This window comes from Flavobacterium sp. ABG (assembly GCF_001027725.1).
GTDB lineage: Bacteria > Bacteroidota > Bacteroidia > Flavobacteriales > Flavobacteriaceae > Flavobacterium > Flavobacterium cupriresistens.
In genome coordinates this window covers 39,546-58,275 of the sequence record NZ_LEKS01000007.1, presented here as the reverse complement: position 1 = coordinate 58,275, position 18,730 = coordinate 39,546, and the positions used below count along the sequence as shown (strand labels likewise).

Annotated in this window: 18 protein-coding genes; 7 read left to right on the top strand and 11 right to left on the bottom strand. The window is 35.8% G+C overall.

Annotation, left to right across the window (positions count from 1 at the left end):
* Window position 1: 1 nt before the first annotated feature.
* From AB674_RS09135 to AB674_RS09100, 7 genes are all read left to right on the top strand, one after another.
* Window positions 2-901: a LamG domain-containing protein gene (locus AB674_RS09135; protein ID WP_047775889.1), complete on the top strand. Its 900-nt coding sequence runs from the start codon at window positions 2-4 to the stop codon at window positions 899-901.
* A gap of 68 nt (window positions 902-969) precedes the next feature.
* Complete coding sequence (locus tag AB674_RS09130; protein ID WP_047775887.1) at window positions 970-2,355, top strand: glucoamylase family protein; 1,386 nt, start codon at window positions 970-972, stop codon at window positions 2,353-2,355.
* 5 nt (window positions 2,356-2,360) lie between these two features.
* Window positions 2,361-3,074, top strand: coding sequence for a prolyl oligopeptidase family serine peptidase (locus tag AB674_RS09125; protein ID WP_047775885.1), 714 nt, complete (start codon window positions 2,361-2,363; stop codon window positions 3,072-3,074).
* A gap of 11 nt (window positions 3,075-3,085) precedes the next feature.
* On the top strand, window positions 3,086-5,386 hold the full coding sequence (bglX, locus tag AB674_RS09120; RefSeq protein WP_047775883.1) for a beta-glucosidase BglX: 2,301 nt from the start codon (window positions 3,086-3,088) through the stop codon (window positions 5,384-5,386).
* A 101-nt stretch (window positions 5,387-5,487) separates the two neighbouring features.
* Window positions 5,488-6,273: a glycerophosphodiester phosphodiesterase family protein gene (locus tag AB674_RS09115; RefSeq protein ID WP_047775882.1), complete on the top strand. Its 786-nt coding sequence runs from the start codon at window positions 5,488-5,490 to the stop codon at window positions 6,271-6,273.
* 65 nt (window positions 6,274-6,338) lie between these two features.
* On the top strand, window positions 6,339-8,270 hold the full coding sequence (locus tag AB674_RS09110) for a discoidin domain-containing protein (RefSeq protein ID WP_047775880.1): 1,932 nt from the start codon (window positions 6,339-6,341) through the stop codon (window positions 8,268-8,270).
* Window positions 8,271-8,814: 544 nt separating this feature from the next.
* Window positions 8,815-10,203 carry a M20/M25/M40 family metallo-hydrolase gene (locus tag AB674_RS09100; protein WP_047775877.1) on the top strand — a complete coding sequence of 463 codons (1,389 nt, stop codon included), beginning with the start codon at window positions 8,815-8,817 and terminating at the stop codon, window positions 10,201-10,203.
* 255 nt (window positions 10,204-10,458) lie between these two features.
* Here AB674_RS09100 and AB674_RS09095 read toward each other — a convergent pair whose 3' ends face one another.
* The 11 genes from AB674_RS09095 to tpiA all read right to left on the bottom strand — a co-directional run bounded on the left by AB674_RS09095 (window position 10,459) and on the right by tpiA (window position 18,718).
* Window positions 10,459-10,764: a hypothetical protein gene (locus AB674_RS09095; RefSeq protein WP_047775875.1), complete on the bottom strand. Its 306-nt coding sequence runs from the start codon at window positions 10,762-10,764 to the stop codon at window positions 10,459-10,461.
* Between the two features lie 4 nt (window positions 10,765-10,768).
* Window positions 10,769-11,221 carry a Coq4 family protein gene (locus AB674_RS09090; RefSeq protein WP_047776291.1) on the bottom strand — a complete coding sequence of 151 codons (453 nt, stop codon included), beginning with the start codon at window positions 11,219-11,221 and terminating at the stop codon, window positions 10,769-10,771.
* Between the two features lie 89 nt (window positions 11,222-11,310).
* On the bottom strand, window positions 11,311-11,988 hold the full coding sequence (locus AB674_RS09085) for a YiiX family permuted papain-like enzyme (protein WP_047775873.1): 678 nt from the start codon (window positions 11,986-11,988) through the stop codon (window positions 11,311-11,313).
* Between the two features lie 113 nt (window positions 11,989-12,101).
* On the bottom strand, window positions 12,102-12,956 hold the full coding sequence (locus tag AB674_RS09080) for a hypothetical protein (RefSeq protein WP_047775872.1): 855 nt from the start codon (window positions 12,954-12,956) through the stop codon (window positions 12,102-12,104).
* A gap of 18 nt (window positions 12,957-12,974) precedes the next feature.
* Window positions 12,975-13,793 (bottom strand): 3-deoxy-8-phosphooctulonate synthase, encoded by an 819-nt coding sequence (kdsA, locus tag AB674_RS09075; protein ID WP_047775870.1) that lies wholly within the window; start codon window positions 13,791-13,793, stop codon window positions 12,975-12,977.
* A gap of 285 nt (window positions 13,794-14,078) precedes the next feature.
* Window positions 14,079-14,531 carry a hypothetical protein gene (locus AB674_RS09070; RefSeq protein ID WP_047775869.1) on the bottom strand — a complete coding sequence of 151 codons (453 nt, stop codon included), beginning with the start codon at window positions 14,529-14,531 and terminating at the stop codon, window positions 14,079-14,081.
* A gap of 100 nt (window positions 14,532-14,631) precedes the next feature.
* The gene (locus AB674_RS09065; RefSeq protein WP_047775868.1) at window positions 14,632-15,330 is read right to left on the bottom strand and encodes a lysoplasmalogenase; all 699 of its coding nucleotides are present in this window, start codon (window positions 15,328-15,330) and stop codon (window positions 14,632-14,634) included.
* A gap of 12 nt (window positions 15,331-15,342) precedes the next feature.
* Window positions 15,343-16,614, bottom strand: coding sequence for a sterol desaturase family protein (locus AB674_RS09060; RefSeq protein WP_047775867.1), 1,272 nt, complete (start codon window positions 16,612-16,614; stop codon window positions 15,343-15,345).
* A 65-nt stretch (window positions 16,615-16,679) separates the two neighbouring features.
* Complete coding sequence (locus AB674_RS09055; RefSeq protein WP_047775865.1) at window positions 16,680-16,955, bottom strand: ATP-dependent Clp protease adaptor ClpS; 276 nt, start codon at window positions 16,953-16,955, stop codon at window positions 16,680-16,682.
* A 34-nt stretch (window positions 16,956-16,989) separates the two neighbouring features.
* Window positions 16,990-17,823: a 50S ribosomal protein L11 methyltransferase gene (prmA, locus tag AB674_RS09050; RefSeq protein ID WP_047775863.1), complete on the bottom strand. Its 834-nt coding sequence runs from the start codon at window positions 17,821-17,823 to the stop codon at window positions 16,990-16,992.
* Between the two features lie 142 nt (window positions 17,824-17,965).
* Complete coding sequence (tpiA, locus tag AB674_RS09045) at window positions 17,966-18,718, bottom strand: triose-phosphate isomerase (RefSeq protein ID WP_047775861.1); 753 nt, start codon at window positions 18,716-18,718, stop codon at window positions 17,966-17,968.
* Between the last annotated feature and the right edge of the window lie 12 nt (window positions 18,719-18,730).

Genomic DNA, 18,730 nt, shown 5'->3' with positions numbered 1-18,730 from the left:
AATGAAAAAAAATAAATATATTTTCTTGCTTTCTTCTGTTGCAATGTCAGCATTTTTTACTGGTTGTGAGGATAGTATAGATAAAGTTAACAGTCCAATTCCGTACGAACAAATTGGTGGATATGATAATTCAGATGCTATTGCTCCAGACCATTTGGTTGCTAAATTTAGTTTTGATGGAACTATTTCAGATTCTAAAAACGCAATTACGGATGGTGTTGGACAAAACGTTAGCTACGAAGCAGGAATCAAGGGAGAGGCTTACAAAGGATCTAAAACTTCTTTTATAGCCTACAATAACGTTGCAAGTTCTGTAATAAACCTGAAGAGTATTACAGTTTCAATGTGGATCAAAACAGATCCACATACAGGTGGAGCTCAATCTTTATACATGCTCCCTAAAAAAACAGATTTCTGGGGGAATATTTTTACACTTATTGAAGGAACTGGACCAGCAACCACAATGTTGATGAAAAACCATACCCAAAGAGATGTAATGCCTAGTATTCCTTGGGCTGGGCAATTTATTGAACATAATGGAGCAAACCTTTTGACTAATATGTTTGGCGCATGGAAACATTTAGTGTGGACCTATAATGGTACAAGTTCTACGTACAGTCTCTATATAGATGGGAAAAAATTAGACTTGCCATTATCTCTTTCAAAAAGATATGCAAGTGATCCTACAATGGGAGGAGGTCCTTATGGAGAACTGGCTAATTCTGAAGTCTCAAAATTTATCATTGGCGGTTTTCAACAGCATTTAGGTCCTCCATTTGGAAATCCTGATAGTTGGATGCTTCATTATACGGGATTAATGGATGAATTCAGAATTTATGATTCTGCTCTTACGGATAATGAAGTTGCAGCATTATATAAACTTGAAAAAGATAACAGATAAGTAATTTGTAAGACACCTGGAGATTTTTTCTCCGGGTGTATTTTTTAATTCATAATATTTTATAAAGAATGAAAATTTCAATATACCTAATCGCTTTTTTGAGTTTTTTTAACTCGTGTTCGTCCTCTACACCCGAGGAAAAATCAGGAGGTACTCCATTACCCACAACTCCGGTAACACCGACTAAACCTTTGACCGATGCAGAAGCACTGGATCAGGTTCAGAAAGATGCTATAAAATATTTTTGGGATTATGCCGATCCAAATTCAAAATTGGCGAGAGAAAGATATCTTACGGAGGACCCTAATTTTGAGTCCAATATTATAACAACCGGAGGTTCTGGATTTGGGTTAATGACTATTGTTGTAGGTATAGAAAGAGGTTTTTTACCAAGGGCTGAAGCTGTTTCCAGACTTACAACGGCTTTAACTTTCCTCGAAAAAGCAGAGCGTTTTCACGGAGCATGGCCGCATTGGATGGACAATAAATCAGGAAAAGTGATTCCGTTTGGAACAAAAGATAATGGTGGAGATTTGGTTGAAACTTCTTTTGTTTGTCAAGCTTTAATTACCATCAGAGAATATTTTAAAAATGGAAGCACTACGGAAAAAGCATTAGCAGCAAAAGCAGATGAACTTTGGAGAGGCGTAGAGTGGAGCTGGTATACAAAAGGTGAAAATGCTTTATACTGGCATTGGTCTCCCAATTATGGATGGGAAATGAATTTTAAACTCGAAGGTTACAACGAATGTTTAATCACTTATGTCATGGCAGCCGCATCACCAACCTATCCGATTTCTGCAGAAGCCTATCATCAGGCTTGGGCAAGAAACGGAGCTATAGTAAGTGGCAGTGCTCAATATGGGTTACCGGTTGTTTTAAATTACAATGGAGCTTCGGGAAACGTTGGACCAATGTTCTGGTCGCATTATTCTTATTTAGGTTTAGATCCGAATACTTTAAGCGATAAATACGCAGATTATTGGCAATTGACACAGAATCACGCCAAAATTATGGTGCAATACAGCATTGCTAATCCAAAAAAATGGAAAGATTACTCCGATAAATGTTGGGGACTTACCGCAAGTTATACTCGTAATACAGATGGAACCACAGGTTATACTGCACACCAACCTAATAATGATACGGGAGTAATCACACCAACAGCAGCTTTGTCTTCTTTTCCTTTTACACCTGTAGAATCAATGAAATTTTTGCATTATCTGTATGATGAAAACAAAGCAAAATATGTTGGAATTGCAGGCCCTTACGATGCCTTTTCACCACAGTACAATTGGGTAACACCTCGTTATCTGGCCATAGATCAGGGTACCATAGCGCCAATGATTGAGAATTACAGAAGCGGTTTATTATGGAAGTTGTTTATGAACGCAGCAGACACCAAACAAGGTTTAACCAAACTTGGATTTAAATCAGGCAAATACGGAATCTAATTGTCATGAAATATAAAATAACACTATTGATACTGCTCTTTTCTGTATTGAGTTTTGCACAAAGCGAAACAACCGGAAAACTAAAAACAGTGATTGTAACCCATTGCGAATTGGGTTATGCACTGCACAAACCGGCCAACGCAAAAGAGAAAAAGCCCTTAATAGTTTTTATTTCAGGTGATGGAGAAAAAGGTACAGACATTGAAAAAGTAAAAATTAACGGCCCTCTGAAATACCTGAAAGCACACGAGTTAGATGCTTATGTTCTTGCTCCGCAATGCAAAGAAGACGAAGATTGGGACATAGAGTCTATCTACCAGTTAATTACGAAAATCAGGAAAGAGAACAATATAGACTCCAACCGCATTTATGTGACCGGTTTGAGTTCAGGAGGATGGGCAGCGTGGAATTTAGCGCTTTCGCACCCCGATATGTTCGCGGCAATTGTGCCCATTTCAGGTTTTGTTGATTTGATTCCGTTAGAAAAAGTATGCAAAATAGCGTCTATTCCAACCCGAATTTATCACGGTTTATTAGATGATGTTGTCAATGTAGATTATGCCGTAACGGTTTACAAAGAATTAAAAAAATGCAAGACGAATGATGTCCGATTAATCATTTTTGACGACGCGGGTCACGACAGCTGGACAAGAGTTTATGACAATCCGGAGATTTATGACTGGATGTTTAAACAGGTAAAAACAAATACGAACAAATAATATAGAATAGAATGAAAAACAAATTAGTCTTACTTTTTTTAGGATGTGCTGTTTTGGGTTACGCTCAAAAAAAGAACACTAAAAATACAGTAAAAATTAAACCGAAGTCTGAATTTGTGGCAGAGTTAATTTCTAAAATGACGCTGGACGAAAAATTAGGTCAGTTAAATTTGCCAACATCGGGTGATATTACAACAGGGCAAGCCAATAGCTCCAATGTTGCAAAAAATATTGCTGATGGTAAAGTAGGGGGTTTGTTCAACATAAAATCAGTTCAAAAAATCAGAGAAGTACAAAAGATTGCGGTTGAAAAAAGCCGTTTAAAAATCCCGTTGTTATTTGGTATGGATGTCATTCACGGTTACGAAACAACATTCCCAATTCCATTAGGACTATCGTGTACCTGGGATATGAACTTAATTGAAAGAAGTGCCCAGATTGCAGCTCAGGAAGCCAGTGCAGATGGGATTAACTGGACATTTTCGCCAATGGTTGATATTTCCCGTGACCCGCGTTGGGGAAGAGTTTCGGAAGGTTCAGGTGAAGATCCGTACTTAGGAAGCCAGATTGCAAAAGCAATGGTAAACGGATACCAACAAAAAGATTTGACAAAAAACAATACCATTTTGGCCTGTGTAAAGCATTTTGCGTTATACGGTGCACCGGAAGCAGGACGTGATTATAACACAGTTGATATGAGCCATATCAGGATGTTTAACGATTATTTTCCTCCTTATAAAGCGGCAGTTGATGCAGGAGTAGGTTCCGTAATGGCTTCTTTTAATGAAATTGACGGGATTCCTGCAACAGGAAATAAATGGTTAATGACCGATGTTTTAAGAAAACAGTGGGGGTTTAAAGGTTTTGTAGTAACAGATTTTACAGGAATTCCGGAAATGATTGAGCACGGAATGGGGAACTTGCAAGATGTGTCTGCTCTATCTTTAAATGCCGGTGTTGAAATGGATATGGTGGGTGAAGGTTTTCTAACCACACTTAAAAAATCTTTAGACGAAAAAAGAGTAACAATCGAACAAATTGATAATGCGGTTCAACTTATTTTAAATGCAAAATATGATTTAGGATTATTTGAAGATCCTTATAAATATTGCGATGACAAAAGAGCTAAAACTGAAATTTTTACAGCAAGCAGTAGAAAAGAAGCACGTCAGATCGCAGCACAATCTTTGGTGTTGTTAAAAAATCAAAATCAGGCACTACCTCTTAAAAAGTCAGGTACAATTGCACTTATCGGACCTCTGGCAGATGCCAAAGAAAACATGCCGGGAACCTGGAGTGTAGCTACAAAAATGGAAAATGCAGTATCCTTATTGAGAGGTATCAAAGAAGTTGCAGGACCTTCCGTTAAAGTGTTGTATGCAAAAGGAAGTAACTTAGATTATGATGCAGATTTCGAGACTAAAGCAACGATGTTTGGCAAAACATTGCACCGTGATGATCGTTCTAAAGAAGAACTACTGGCAGAAGCATTAAAAGTAGCCAACCAATCTGATGTGATTGTGGCGGCACTTGGAGAATCTGCAGAAATGAGCGGAGAATCCAGCAGTCGTACTAATTTAGAAATTCCGCAAGCACAGAAAGATTTATTACAAGCTTTACTTAAAACAGGGAAACCGGTTGTTTTGGTTTTATTTGACGGACGTCCGTTAGTATTGAATCAAGAAAATGAAACGGTTCCGGCTATTTTAAATGCTTGGTTCGCAGGAAGTGAAGCAGGATATGCAATTGCTGATGTTTTATTCGGTGATGTTAATCCATCAGGGAAATTAACATCGACTTTTCCAAGAAGCGTAGGGCAAGTACCCATTTATTATGCGCACAAAAATACAGGAAGACCGCTTGCTAATACAGAAGGGAAATTCGAGAAATTCAGATCCAATTATATCGATGAGAGAAACGAACCCTTATTCCCATTTGGATTTGGTTTAAGTTATACCACTTTTGAGTATTCAAATTTGAAGATTTCATCCGATAAGATGAATTTTGGTGGAAATGTAAAAGTAACTGTTGAGGTTGCCAATACAGGAAATTTTGATGGAAAAGAAACGGTGCAATTATACATTAGAGATTTAGTTGGTTCTGTAACAAGACCTGTTAGAGAATTAAAAGGTTTCCAAAAAATAGCTCTTAAAAAAGGAGAAAAACAAACCGTGACTTTTGAGATCACAGTTGAAGATTTAAAATTTTATAATTCTGATTTACAATTCGTAGCAGAACCTGGGCAGTTTGATGTTTTCGTAGGAACAGATTCAAATGCCGATAAGAAAGTTAGTTTTGAGTTAACTAAATAGTTGGTTTGTTCTATTGGTCAGCCCTTCGTGTAGTTAGCGAAGGGCTTTTTTTTAAAAGAAACATTTATTTTTTAAACCATCATAATTTTAATTCTTAGATAATGAATATAATTAAAGTAGCTCGTGCATTTCTTTTTTTGATAGTATTGGCCGTTTTTTCTTCCTGCAGTAGTAAGAAAAATGGTGTAGTGGCACATCGCGGTGCCTGGAAAACCAATAAGCTGCCTGAAAATTCTATTGCAGCGCTTAGACATGCTATCGATTTAAAAGCAGCAGGTTCAGAATTTGATGTTGTAATGACAGCCGATGATTCCCTTGTGATCAACCATGATCCGCATTACAATAAATTGATTATTGAGGAAACTAACTATGCGGACTTAATTAAGTTCAGACTCTCTAATGGCGAAAAACTTCCAACACTTTACGAATATATTGCCGAAGGAAAAAAGAATAATAAACAGACCCTTTTGGTGTGTGAAATAAAAGCTTCAGGGATAAGCAAAGAAAGAGGACAAAAAATAGCTCGCATGGCGGTCGAAATTGTAAAGAAACTTAAGGCCGAAAAAATAACCGGTTATATCAGTTTTGATTATGAAATTTTAAAACAGATTAGAAAAGTAGATTCAAAAGCTACTTTGCAATATCTGGAAGGTAATAAATCACCGACTGAAGTTAAATCAGATCAGATTACAGGTATTGATTATCATTATTCTGTTTTCAAAAAACATCCTGAATGGATTAAAGAAGCAAAAGAAAATCATATCATTTTAAATGCCTGGACGGTTAATGATCCTGCAGATATGGATTGGATAATTGCGAATAATTTTGACTATATAACTACAAATGAACCTGAACTTTTGAAGGAAAGAGTAAAGGGGAGAAAATAGAATAAAGAACATAGAATAAAGAAATGTTTTTAGATGAAATAATTTCTTTATAAAATTAAAATCATATGAAAAATATATTTGTACTGCTGACAATTTTTCTTTTGTCCCTTTTGATGTTGTATAGTAGTAATATGACAGCTCAAAATACAAACATACCGGGAAAAACAGAATGGTTTGATCCGGAAAAACCAGCAACAACCTATTGTAATCCCATCAATATTGGGTACAATTATACGACTCAAAATCATAATGGAATTCCGGAATCCCGCCGTTCGAGTGCCGATCCGGTGATTATCACTTATAAAGGGGATTATTATTTATTTGCCACCAATCAGGCCGGTTTTTTCTGGAGTAAGGATATGTCTGATTGGAAATTTGTTTACGGTAGTTTTCAAAGAAATCCCGGAGACGATGATCAATGTGCACCGGCAGCTTGGGTGGTAAACGATACCCTCTTTTATGTAGGTTCAACCTGGAAAAAAGACCATCCGGTTTGGAAAACTGCTGACCCAAAATCAGGACGATGGACAAGGCATGTCAACACCGCAATGCTGCCAACCTGGGATCCAGCCATTTTTCAGGATGATGATAAAAAAGTGTATATGTATTATGGTTCAAGCGGTAAATTACCATTAGTGGGTGTTGAGGTAGATTATAAAACCTGGCTTCCAAAAGGAAATCAGGCTGATTATGCTAAACTATACGCAGCAACAGAAGTCGAAGACATTCAGAAACCTTACGGGCAGGCCAAAGCAGTCGTTGGATTAGACCCTTCAATACATGGCTGGGAGCGTTTTGGACCAAATAATGATATGGAACCCGCTCCCTGGGGGAATTTTATTGAAGGAGCCTGGATGACCAAACACAACGGGAAATATTATATGCAGTACGGAGCACCCGCTACCGAGTTTAAAGGTTATGCAAATGGAGTTCATGTAGGGGATAATCCGTTAGGGCCATTTGTCTATCAAAAACACAATCCGATGTCTTATAAACCCGGAGGTTTTGTAATTGGTGCAGGCCATGGAAATACTTTTGCCGACAATTATGGAAATTATTGGAATACAGGTACCTGCAAAATCTCCATAAAAGACCGCTTTGAACGCCGCATCGATATGTTTCCGGCCGGATTTGATCAAGATGGAGTAATGTATTCTATTACAACATACGGTGATTTCCCGATTGTTCTGCCAACCCAACAACGGGATCAGACCAAAGGAGCCTCGTCAGGTTGGATGTTACTTTCCTATAAAAAGCCCGTGACAGTTTCTTCTTCTGAAGCTTGTAACGAGGTGGAGACACACAGGATGGACAACGGTGGTAAAAAAGTATATGAAAAAATCTGTTACGATGCTTCAAACCTGACTGACGAAAATATTCAGACCTACTGGTCCGCAACATCCGATCAACCGGGAGAGTGGTTGCAACTTGATTTGGGAAGAAAGATGGAAATTAAGGCGCTGCAAATCAATTATGCAGATCATAAAGCAACCCAGTACAATAAAGCAATGGATATTTATTATCAGTATAAAATATGGATGTCCGATGATGCTCAAAATTGGACTTTAGTGGTTGATAAATCAGCCAATGATAAAGATGTTCCTCATGATTACGTTGAATTAACAAAACCAATTAAAGCGCGTTATATAAAGATGGTCAACATTCATAATGCTTCAGGAATGTTTGCTGTTTCAGATTTCAGAGTTTTCGGAAACGGATTGGCAGAAAAACCAAAAGCAATTTCTGATTTTAAAGTGAAAAGAAATGCAACCGATCCCCGTAATGCGATTATTTCATGGACAAATAAAACAGACGCTATAGGTTACAACATCTACTACGGAATTACGCCTGATAAATTGTACAATAGTATCATGGTCTATGGTGATCGTACTTATGATTTCAGAGGTCTGGACAAAGGCACAAAGTATTATTTTGCAATTGAACCTTTTAACGAAAACGGTATTGGTGCCAAAAGTAAAATTATGGAATTAAAATAGCTGTTGAGCGCAATTAATTTTGACACATAGGAGATTACTAAGCAAAAATGCTGTACAATTTTCCTTATCTCTCCACCATTTGTCTGGCTGAGCGGAGTCGAAGCTCTTTTTCCCTAACCAGCCTTCGACTTCGCTCAGGGTGACAATAATGCATAAAAGAATGTTTAATTGATATCTAGAGGGTGTTTTTAACGAGACAAACATAGGAGAGATATAGTTTGTAAAGTCAGATAAAGTCGCTTCACTTAAAATAAATCACATAAAGTTATGTAAAAAAATTGTGATTTTCTAAAAACACCATAAATGTTAGTTTTAAATCTATGTTTCTATGTGTTAAATAAATTTAGCAGTATTATACCCGACAGCTAACTAAAATAATTTTTGAGTAGTGAAATCCTGAAAAGGCTGATTCCAAACAAAAAAGCTTAGAATCAGCGTTTTTTTATAGAAAAGCACTAAGAAAAAGTAGTCGAGTTGTAAAGAATTTTGTTCCTTTGTAAGGCTCGATAAAAAAGAGCGCTTAACCCAAAATGCTATAAAAACCATGAAAAAAACGATTCTTTTAACTGTTTTAGCTTTAAACGGATTGACATCTTTTGCGCAGTCAAATGATGAAAAAAACATTAAATTATTTTACAAAAAAGCCTTAACCGAGTCAAAATGTTATACTTGGTTAGAATATTTGTCAAACGATATCGGAAGTCGTTTATCAGGATCTCCCACTGCAGCAGCGGCAGTTCAATACACCAAATTACAATTAGAAAGACTAGGACTTGACAAAGTATATCTGCAGGAAGTAATGGTGCCACACTGGGTTCGTGGCGAAAAAGAGACTGCTTATATCTTAGACAATAAAGCAAAAACGGTGGTTCCGATTTGTGCTTTGGGTGGATCAGTTGCAACAGCTAAAGGTGGTCTTACAGCTGAGGTAATTGAGGTGAAAGGAATCAAAGAATTAGCAGAATTAGGAGATAAAGTAAAAGGAAAAATTGTGTTTTATAACAGACCAATGAATCCGGAGAACATTGAAACTTTTACTTCTTACGGAGCTTGTGTAGATCAAAGATACGCCGGTGCAAAAGAAGCCGCTAAATTGGGAGCAGTAGGAACTATTGTTCGCTCTATGAATTTGCGTTTAGATGATTTTCCACATACAGGGGCACAAAGTTATGGTGATTTGCCAAAAGAGCAATACATTCCAACAGCGGCAATTAGTACAAACGGTGCCGAATTGTTAAGTGCATCTTTAAAGAGAAATCCAGCTTTGAAATTTTATTTCAAACAATCTTGCGAAACCTTACCGGATGTTTTGTCTCATAACGTTATTGGAGAATTGACAGGTAAAGAACACCCTGAAAATATTATGGTTGTGGGCGGTCATTTAGATTCTTGGGATTTAGCAGACGGATCACATGATGATGGAGCAGGGGTAGTACAAAGTATGGAAGTACTTCGTATTCTTAAAAATTTAGATTACAAACCTAAAAATACCATTCGTGTAGTATTGTTTATGAACGAAGAAAATGGTGGAAAAGGTGGAGCTAAGTATGAAGAAATTTCAAAGAAAAACAATGAAAATCATATTTTTGCCTTAGAAAGTGATTCAGGCGGATTTAGTCCAAGAGGATTTTCTATAGAAGCAGATGATGCTAATTTGAAAAAAATACAAGGGTACAAAGACCTTTTCGAACCTTATTTAGTGCATAGTTTCACCATTGGACATGCAGGTTCAGATATTAATCATTTAACTTCAAAAGCAATTGTAAAAGCAGGTTTAAAACCGGATTCTCAACGTTATTTTGATTATCACCACGCTGCAAATGATAAATTTGATGCAATCAACAAAAGAGAATTAGAACTAGGAGCGGCAACTATGACTGCTTTAATGTATCTAATGGATCAAAACGGAATTGAAACGCCTAAAGTAAATTAAGGTTTCAAAAAGGCAAAAACTAAAGCTGCAAGTTCATTCTTGCAGCTTTTTTTTTAGATCAAGTTGTGCTGTATAGAAAGTTCTCCTGCTCCTTTTTAATTCTATACCTAAATTTTTTAGCACACAGATTTGGCAGATTGCACAGGTTTTTTTGTATTTGGTAAATAAGATCAGCTTAATCTGCCAAATCTGCATGCAAAAGAAACCTCTTGTGAACACTGCGATTATAAAAAAAGCAATCGGAATCGTTACCGATTAAACCTTGATTGCAATACTGTAATACAAAAAGAGAATCGGGATATTCGAGAGCAGGATCAGAATTTTAATTCCGATATCTTTTCTTTGTTCCGATAACTGAATAAATTTGTCCGTCAAATGAAATAACATTATTGCATTTACGATCAGTGCAGAAAAGGCAAACGGACTGGCAACGACCAACAGAGTTGTACTTCCATTCGAAAGTATATAAAAAACGAAAAATAACGTACTGATTGTAAACGAACCAATGGTCAGATCGATTGATTCGGTTTCGGTAAAAGTTCTGTTGTTACTAGTTCTCATGATTTTAAATATTAAATGTTTTTTGAATAGATTGAATTGGCGTGTGCAACATTTTTGAAAAATCCAGATAGTAAAACGGAAGCGCTTGTTGGCCTCTTTTGTATTGTTGAATGAAATAATTCATTTGTTTTGGATAAAAAAGCGTACCCGACGAGATTACAAGAAATAAATACAGACTTTTTTTGCCATTCCCCAAAAGATAATATTGCATTCCGATTTCTTCACGAACGGAAATACCAGTATTGGTCAGAACATGAATGATGTCATGATCTTCTAGTTTTGGCTGAATATCAAACTGATTTTTAGTAAGGAAGGTTCCCAGTCCAAAACCTAAACTCTCTGCCGGATAGGTTAATAATGTAGTTTTGTCAATGTCCCAAGGTTTGTTTTTTTTGAAATATTTTTGATACGGTTGTTTAGTATGTTCGTACATTTTTTCAATAAGACGATCTTTCATAAGTTGATTGGTTTTTAAAAGTTCTTTGAATTTCAAAGTAAAATAAGAAATAAAAAAGCTAATTTTATTATAAATCAGCTTCCGTATTTTTAGTAATTATCGAGTACTGTAATTAACAGTTTAGAATCGGAGAGGTTAGAGGGTGAAACCACTTTTTCTTCCAGCGGAATAGTGTTTCCATATCTTTCCTTTAATACTTTTTGTACTCTTTCATCGGCTAAATTAAAATCTTTCAATTCCTGCAGCTTACACAATTCAATGTCGGCTCCGTTTTTATATATTTTCCAAACCAGTTCTGAGCAATAAATTTTAGTATCGGTCCATTCAAAATAAGCATCGTATTGTTTACCCATAAATTGATTACCATAGTTTTTCATTTTCTCAAGTGTTTTTGAATCCAGAACGGCAGTGGCATTTTTTAGCCTTTTCACGACGTATTTGCCGTCTTTTCCATGTTCGATCCACTTGTCCAATGGAGTTAGTTTTACGGGCTGCACAGCTTCAAAAACGAATTGTTTTCCATTGACGTTAAAAATGATTCCACAATGAGAAAATTTCGACCTGGTTGCAATACGGACTGCCTCACACTGACTGGATTCCGAGGTCTGAAAAATAATATCGCCATCTTGTATTTTAGCCAAAACACTATTTTCCTGTTTGGATTTCGAAAAGGAATTCATTGGGAAAAACAGTAATGTCACGTAAAGGGCACAAGAAAAACTGATTAAAAAACTTACTATAAGGAAAATATATTTTGTCTTCTTCATTCTAAAAATTTAAATCACAAAAAAAAAGCACTTTGAAGTACAAAGTAAATGATAAAAAAAATAGCTGCCAAATAAAATGACAGCTATTTTTAAAATATAAAGTGACCTATTTTTTAGATTCTGAAAATTCCTCCAACAGCGATAATTCGTTGTAAAAAGAAGAAATCTTGTGAAGCGCTATCTTCACTACTTCTTGTAGTTCTGATGTCCTGCATGTTGATATAACCACCTTTTAACTCTCCCTGAAGATAGAAATATTTAAAAAAGGTAAAGTTAATCCCCGCTTTTGCAGACAATCCGTAACCTGAAATATGAAAATCGTCATGACGTTCTTTTCCTAGCAAAGTTGTATTCGTTTTAGGATATAAAACTCCAGCTCCTAGCCCTTCAGTTAAATTGATTTGAACTTTGTCTGTATTTGGTAATCCAAACCATTCTGAGATATCATCATGTCTGGAAACTTCCGTATTTACATAGTTCAGACCATCGGTATGCTCATACATTAAGAATTTACCATCTGTAAAGTCAACGGGAGTATTGTTGTAATCCCTATTGTTTGTTGAGCCAATTTGATCCGAAGGCAAATTAACATAACCCGATACATTTGCTGTTTGATCCTGAGTCATTACATACTTCATATGATCCCAACCGATAGCAACGCTATAATGATCATTAATGAAGTATCCCAATCTAAAATTCGTTTGCGGAATGGTCATATTAGCTGGATTTACATAGTCAATATGCCATCCTTTTGGTTTGTCATGAGCAGTCATGTTATCAACTGTAAAGTTGTAATCTTTTCCTCTGAAATTGACATCAGACTTGGTATAACTGTCTCTGTTACCACCCCATGATACAAAGAATTTTCCTTTGTTATGGGCGGTATATCTTTCTACTGCGATTTCTTCCTGTGCAAAAGTGTTTAATGAAAAACCCAATAAGACAAAAAATAAAAATTTAGTTTTCAATGAACTTAGTATTAAAATTTAAAATGAGTTAACCGTTTTTCTGATCGCAACCAATTTGGTCATTAAACCTTCAAAATAGTCTAAATGTAACATGTTGGCACCATCACTTTTTGCATTAGCAGGATCAAAATGAGTTTCGATAAAAATACCGTCGACCCCAACAGCAATACCTGCTTTGGCCACAGTTTCGATCATATCAGGTCTTCCACCTGTAACACCGGCAGTCTGATTTGGCTGTTGTAAAGAATGCGTAACATCAAGAACTGTAGTAGCATATTGTTGCATAGTAGGAATTCCTCTGTAATCAACAATCATATCCTGGTAACCAAACATAGTACCACGATCGGTAACCATTACATTCTCGTTATGACAATCTAATACCTTCTGAACGGCATGTTTCATGCTTTCAGGGCTCATAAATTGTCCTTTTTTCAAGTTTACCACTTTACCCGTATTTGCAGCAGCTACAACTAAGTCCGTTTGACGCACTAGGAAAGCTGGAATTTGCAAAACATCAACATATTGAGCAGCCAAATCGGCATCCTCATTCGTGTGAATATCTGTTACCGTTGGAACATGAAAAGTTTCAGAAACTTTTCTTAAAATTTTTAAGGCTTTTTCGTCGCCAATTCCTGAAAAACTATCAATTCTGGAACGGTTTGCTTTTTTAAATGATCCTTTAAATACATAAGGAATTTGAAGTTTGTCGGTAATACCAACTAATTTTTCGGCAATTCTAAGCGCCATTTCTTCTCCTTCAATAGCACAAGGGCCTGCTAATAAAAAGAAATTTCCGCTATCTGTATGCTTAATTTGTGGAATATGTTGTATGTTCATAGTATGTTTTTTTTTGACAGTGCAAAGGTAGTTATGATTTATGAGTTTGAGATGAAGATTTAAGAATTTTTTAAGAGCTAATAGTGCTGATGCTGTAGGCTTTTTCGTTTAAATTAAATTTTTCAGCCGTCATGATTAAATATGGGTTTGATTTATAAAATTTGAATTCTGTTTTTTAAAATTGATTCCAAAAGAAAGTTTATACATTTTAAATTCTTTGCGCTCACGAGCGGGACGCTCGTGAGCGCAAAGAGAATCAAACATCAATTAATAATAACAATAACTCTAGTCCTGCTTCAAACGCAATCCCATCGGAACCATCAAAATTCCTTTTTCGTAAATGTTCAGATAAAGTTTAAGGGGTTTCTTCTGGCCGTCCCATTTTAGTTCATACACATTCAGGAATCCGGCTCCCATATCGCTTCTTTTCGTAGGGAAAGGACAGCAGGTTTCTAATCGTGTATAAGTGATTTTTTCTCCGTTTGGACCAGCCAAAGCATTTAAAAAACGGGTTTCGTTTAAAGCTTCATCTTTTGTGTTTCTGTAAAAAATATTCACAGGATAATCCGGATCGTAACCATATTTTTTGTCGTTACTGAATAAAGTAATGATAAAGGTATTGTCTTTTTTTAATACTAAATCAGGAGCATTATCGTCTACATTTTTTAAAGTGGACTTTGTACTGATACAAGAGGTTACCGATAGAAGTAAAACGATAAAAAGAACTGTTTTTTTCATGTTGAGTGCGTATTTTGTATTACAAATGTAACCCGTAAAAATGGTTTTTAAAATAATCTGGATTAAGAAAAATACAGACAGAAATACATTAGATTAAGTCTTAAATTTTCTTAGATTCTGTTGCTACAGTGAGACCGGAATTTAATTTTAAGATACCAATTACAATCAGATATTGTGCCACAAGATAGGTTAACATTATAAAAAAAGAACTTTTCTCAATTGGAGCGTAAAATTTATTGATTGCCAGAATGCTGTCTGAAATAACAAACATAACGGCACCAATAAAAACGTATTGATTACCGGGTTTTTTCCAGATTAAGAACCCGTTAAAAGCTAACAGTAACATAAAAGAAATTACGGATGCATAAACAATCACCGGGATTTTTAATTCTCCTAAAGAGGGTAATAGAACAGTCAACATCCCGATTAAGTAAGAGGCTATAACGAGACTTCCAATTAGAAAAAGGGTTCTTTTTTTCTTGTTTTGAGTTTTAGTCTGTTTATTAAAAAGAACGCAATAAACGAGATGTGACAGAAGAAACGCAACCAAACCTAAAATGAAATAGATCTCAGCAATATCTGCAAAAAGTAAAATTACATCTCCAATCCAGGAAAATAATAAGGCAGTTAAAAGGGTATTCTTTGATGGAAATTTTTTATAAAAATAAACGCCAAATCCTAATAAGGGAATCAGAATGGGTTTTAAAAATAAATCAAAACTCTCGTAGCCCGAAAGTAAGAGCAAAAGATAAACAGTACTAAAACCAATATAGATTTTAAGAAGCGGGGGATTTTTCATAGTAAGTTTGGGTTATGAATTGGCAAGTTGATTTTGAGTAGTTTTAAAATCAATAGTAACAAAATACAGGGAAATTAAAAAGGATAACGTCAAATAACCAATAACGACATAATTGGCAAATGGGAATACAACATTCAAACCAAACCAATCACCATAATAGGTGATAATCGCAATGGCAATTGTAAAACGAAAGCCCTCCCACAAAGGGGCATATTGGCTTTTATCCATCAGTTCACTATAGCTGTAGATCGTAATCAAAATAAAAAAGCCGTAAACAAAGATATTGGGTAGGCCAATTTTGGCAATATTGTCAAACAAATAAGTGACAAACAAAAGGGTTATGAGAACCTGAGTAACAGACCAATAAATCAGTTTTTGAGAATTATGGATACCATATTTTTCAAAATTAAAAACATTCTCAATTTTGTTTACGGGGTATAATTCTTCAAAATTTTCAGGTCGCCAGCCTGTTGGTTTAAACCAGATGGTGAGTTTATCTTTCCATTTTGGAGCACGCCAGGCGTCTTTGATCAATAAAGTCAAATGCTGGAAATTAATTCGAATAGGATTCCAGGTACTTGCCGGTCTTGTAATTCCAAAAACAGGAGGGACATCATCCAATTCCTCTTGGAAAGTGCCAAAAAGTTTGTCCCAAAAAATGAATATTTGTGAATGATTCTTATCTAAATATTCCGGATTTATAGCGTGATGCACCCGATGATGAGAGGGCGTTACTAAAATATGCTCAACAAACCCCATTTTCTTGATATGTTTGGTGTGATACCAAAATTGCAAAAACAAATGAAGCGGCAAAGTTATCGCAATAACAGTGGCAGGGACACCAAGTAAGGCGGCCGGAATCAATAAAAAGGTGAATAAGTTGACTAAGCTGGCAATAGGTTGTCGCAGCGCACAGGCCAAATTAAATTCTTCACTGCTATGATGAATAGCATGTTTGTTCCAAAGAAAATTAATCTGATGCGCCAATCGGTGGCTCCAGTACCCGTAAAAGTCGATTACAAAAAAGGCAATACAATAGGAGAGGACATTGGCTTCTAAATGGTAAAGTGCAATTTTAGAAACCATCCATTCGTACGAAATAAAAGTCAGACTAAGACCCAAAACATCTTTTACCGAATTGGTAATTCCTGAACTAATACTCGACACGCTGTCTATTAAAGGTGCAGTATCATCCTTTTTATAGAGCCCGTATATTTTTTCGATTATAATTAATACTAAAAAAACAGGCGTAGCGATAATTAATATTTTTCCATATTCTTCCATAAAAAAAACATTCAATTTTAATCAAATATAGAATAAAATTGAATGCTTTTTAAAATATTCCGGACTTAAACAATTTCGGCGCTAAGACCCGCTTCCAAAAGTTGTGTGCATTGTGGTTTTAACTTGTCCATCGGACCCGTTTTTACCGCGCATTTTCCGTTGTAGTGTACAATTAAGGAACATTGTTCCGCTTGTTCAGAAGTGTGGCTGCAAACACGCATTAAAGTATCAATTACGTGATCAAAAGTGTTTACATCGTCATTGTAAACAATGATTTCGTTATTAAAACCTACAGCTTCCTTTTCCCGAACCCTTTCTCTTACTTTTTCTTTAGTACTCATTTTGTTTAGATTTTTGTACTGTTGTAGTTACTGACTAATTTACGTATTTTAATGAAACCCAGTTATTTCTTTGGAACTTTTTTACGTAAGTCAATCCCTTTTCTGTGCACGAAGCATCGATAAATGGAATGTCTTCTTCGTAAAAACCGCTTAAAAGCAAAGTCCCTTTTGGATTTAAACAATCCACATAGGCCTGCATATCGTTTAGTAAAATATTACGGTTGATATTAGCAATGATCAAGTCGTATTTTTTACCTTCCAATAAAGCAGCATCGCCTTCATAAACGGTAATATGTTTACAGTTATTGCGTTCTGCATTTTCAATTGAATTCAGATAACACCAGTTGTCAATGTCAATCGCATCAATTGGCTCAGCGCCTTTCATTTCAGCTAAAATGGCTAAAATTGCTGTTCCGCAACCCATGTCTAAAGTTTTCAAACCGGCAACATCTGTTTCCAATAAATGTTGAATCATCATGTGAGTCGTTTCATGGTGACCCGTTCCGAAACTCATTTTTGGTTCAATGATAATGTCAAATTCGGCATTTGTTTTTTCGTGAAAAGGGGCGCGAACGTGACATTTTCCATCCACATCAATAGCTTCAAAATTCTTTTCCCATTCCTCGTTCCAGTTCACCTGATCGATTTCTTCAAAAGTATATTCGATTTTGAATTCTTCCGATTGTAAAATATAAATGTCATCCAGAATAGTTTCATCCCATAAATCTTTCTTCACAAAAGCTGAAATTCCATTTTCAGTTTCTGTAAAACTTTCGAATGCTTTTTCTCCCAATTCAGCAATTAATATTTCTGATCCTAGTTCTTTTGGTTCAATAGTAAAATGATACCCTAAATATATATTCGACATAAATAATTTTTTTGCAAAGGTAAGAATACAAAGGAGAAGTTGTTTATAAATATGTTAGAACGTTGTCAATTTTGGGATAATTTTTAGACATAAAAAAAGCGATACTGTTACGTATCGCTTTTAGTTTTATATAAATCTAAAATTAGATTGCTGTTACAATAGCTAAAAAGTCATCTGCTTTTAAAGCTGCTCCTCCGATTAGACCACCATCTACATCCGGTTTAGAGAAAATTTCCTTAGCGTTATCCGGTTTTACAGAACCGCCGTATAAAATTGAAACTTCATCAGCAATGTCAGCTCCGAAAGCTTTACGAACCACTTCTCTGATAAATTCATGCATCTCTTGTGCTTGCTCCGGTGAAGCAGTCTCTCCGGTTCCGATTGCCCAAACGGGTTCGTAAGCCAGGACAATTTTAGACCATGATTCTTTTGCAATGTGGAACAATCCGTCACGCAATTGATTTTCAACAATATTAAAATGATTTTCGGATTGACGGTCTTTTAATTCTTCTCCAAAACAGAAAATAACAGTCATATCATGTTTCAAAGCAGTATCTACTTTGTTTGCGATTAAAGCGTCAGTTTCATGGAAAATAGCTCTGCGCTCCGAGTGACCAAGGATTACTGTAGTGACACCAATACTCGTCAACATGTCTGCAGAAATTTCTCCTGTAAAAGCACCACCTTCAGCTTGGTGAACGTTTTGTGCAGAAACTCCAATAGTGGTGTTTTTTAATTTAGCCACAGCTCCGGCCAAGTTTACAAATGTTGGTGCAACAATTACCTGAGCAGTAGTTTGAGCTGGTATTTTGGTGATTAATTCGCTTAATAATTCTTCAGTTTGTTCTGCGTTTTTATGCATTTTCCAGTTTCCTGCGACAATCTTTTTTCTCATTTTGGTAGTTTT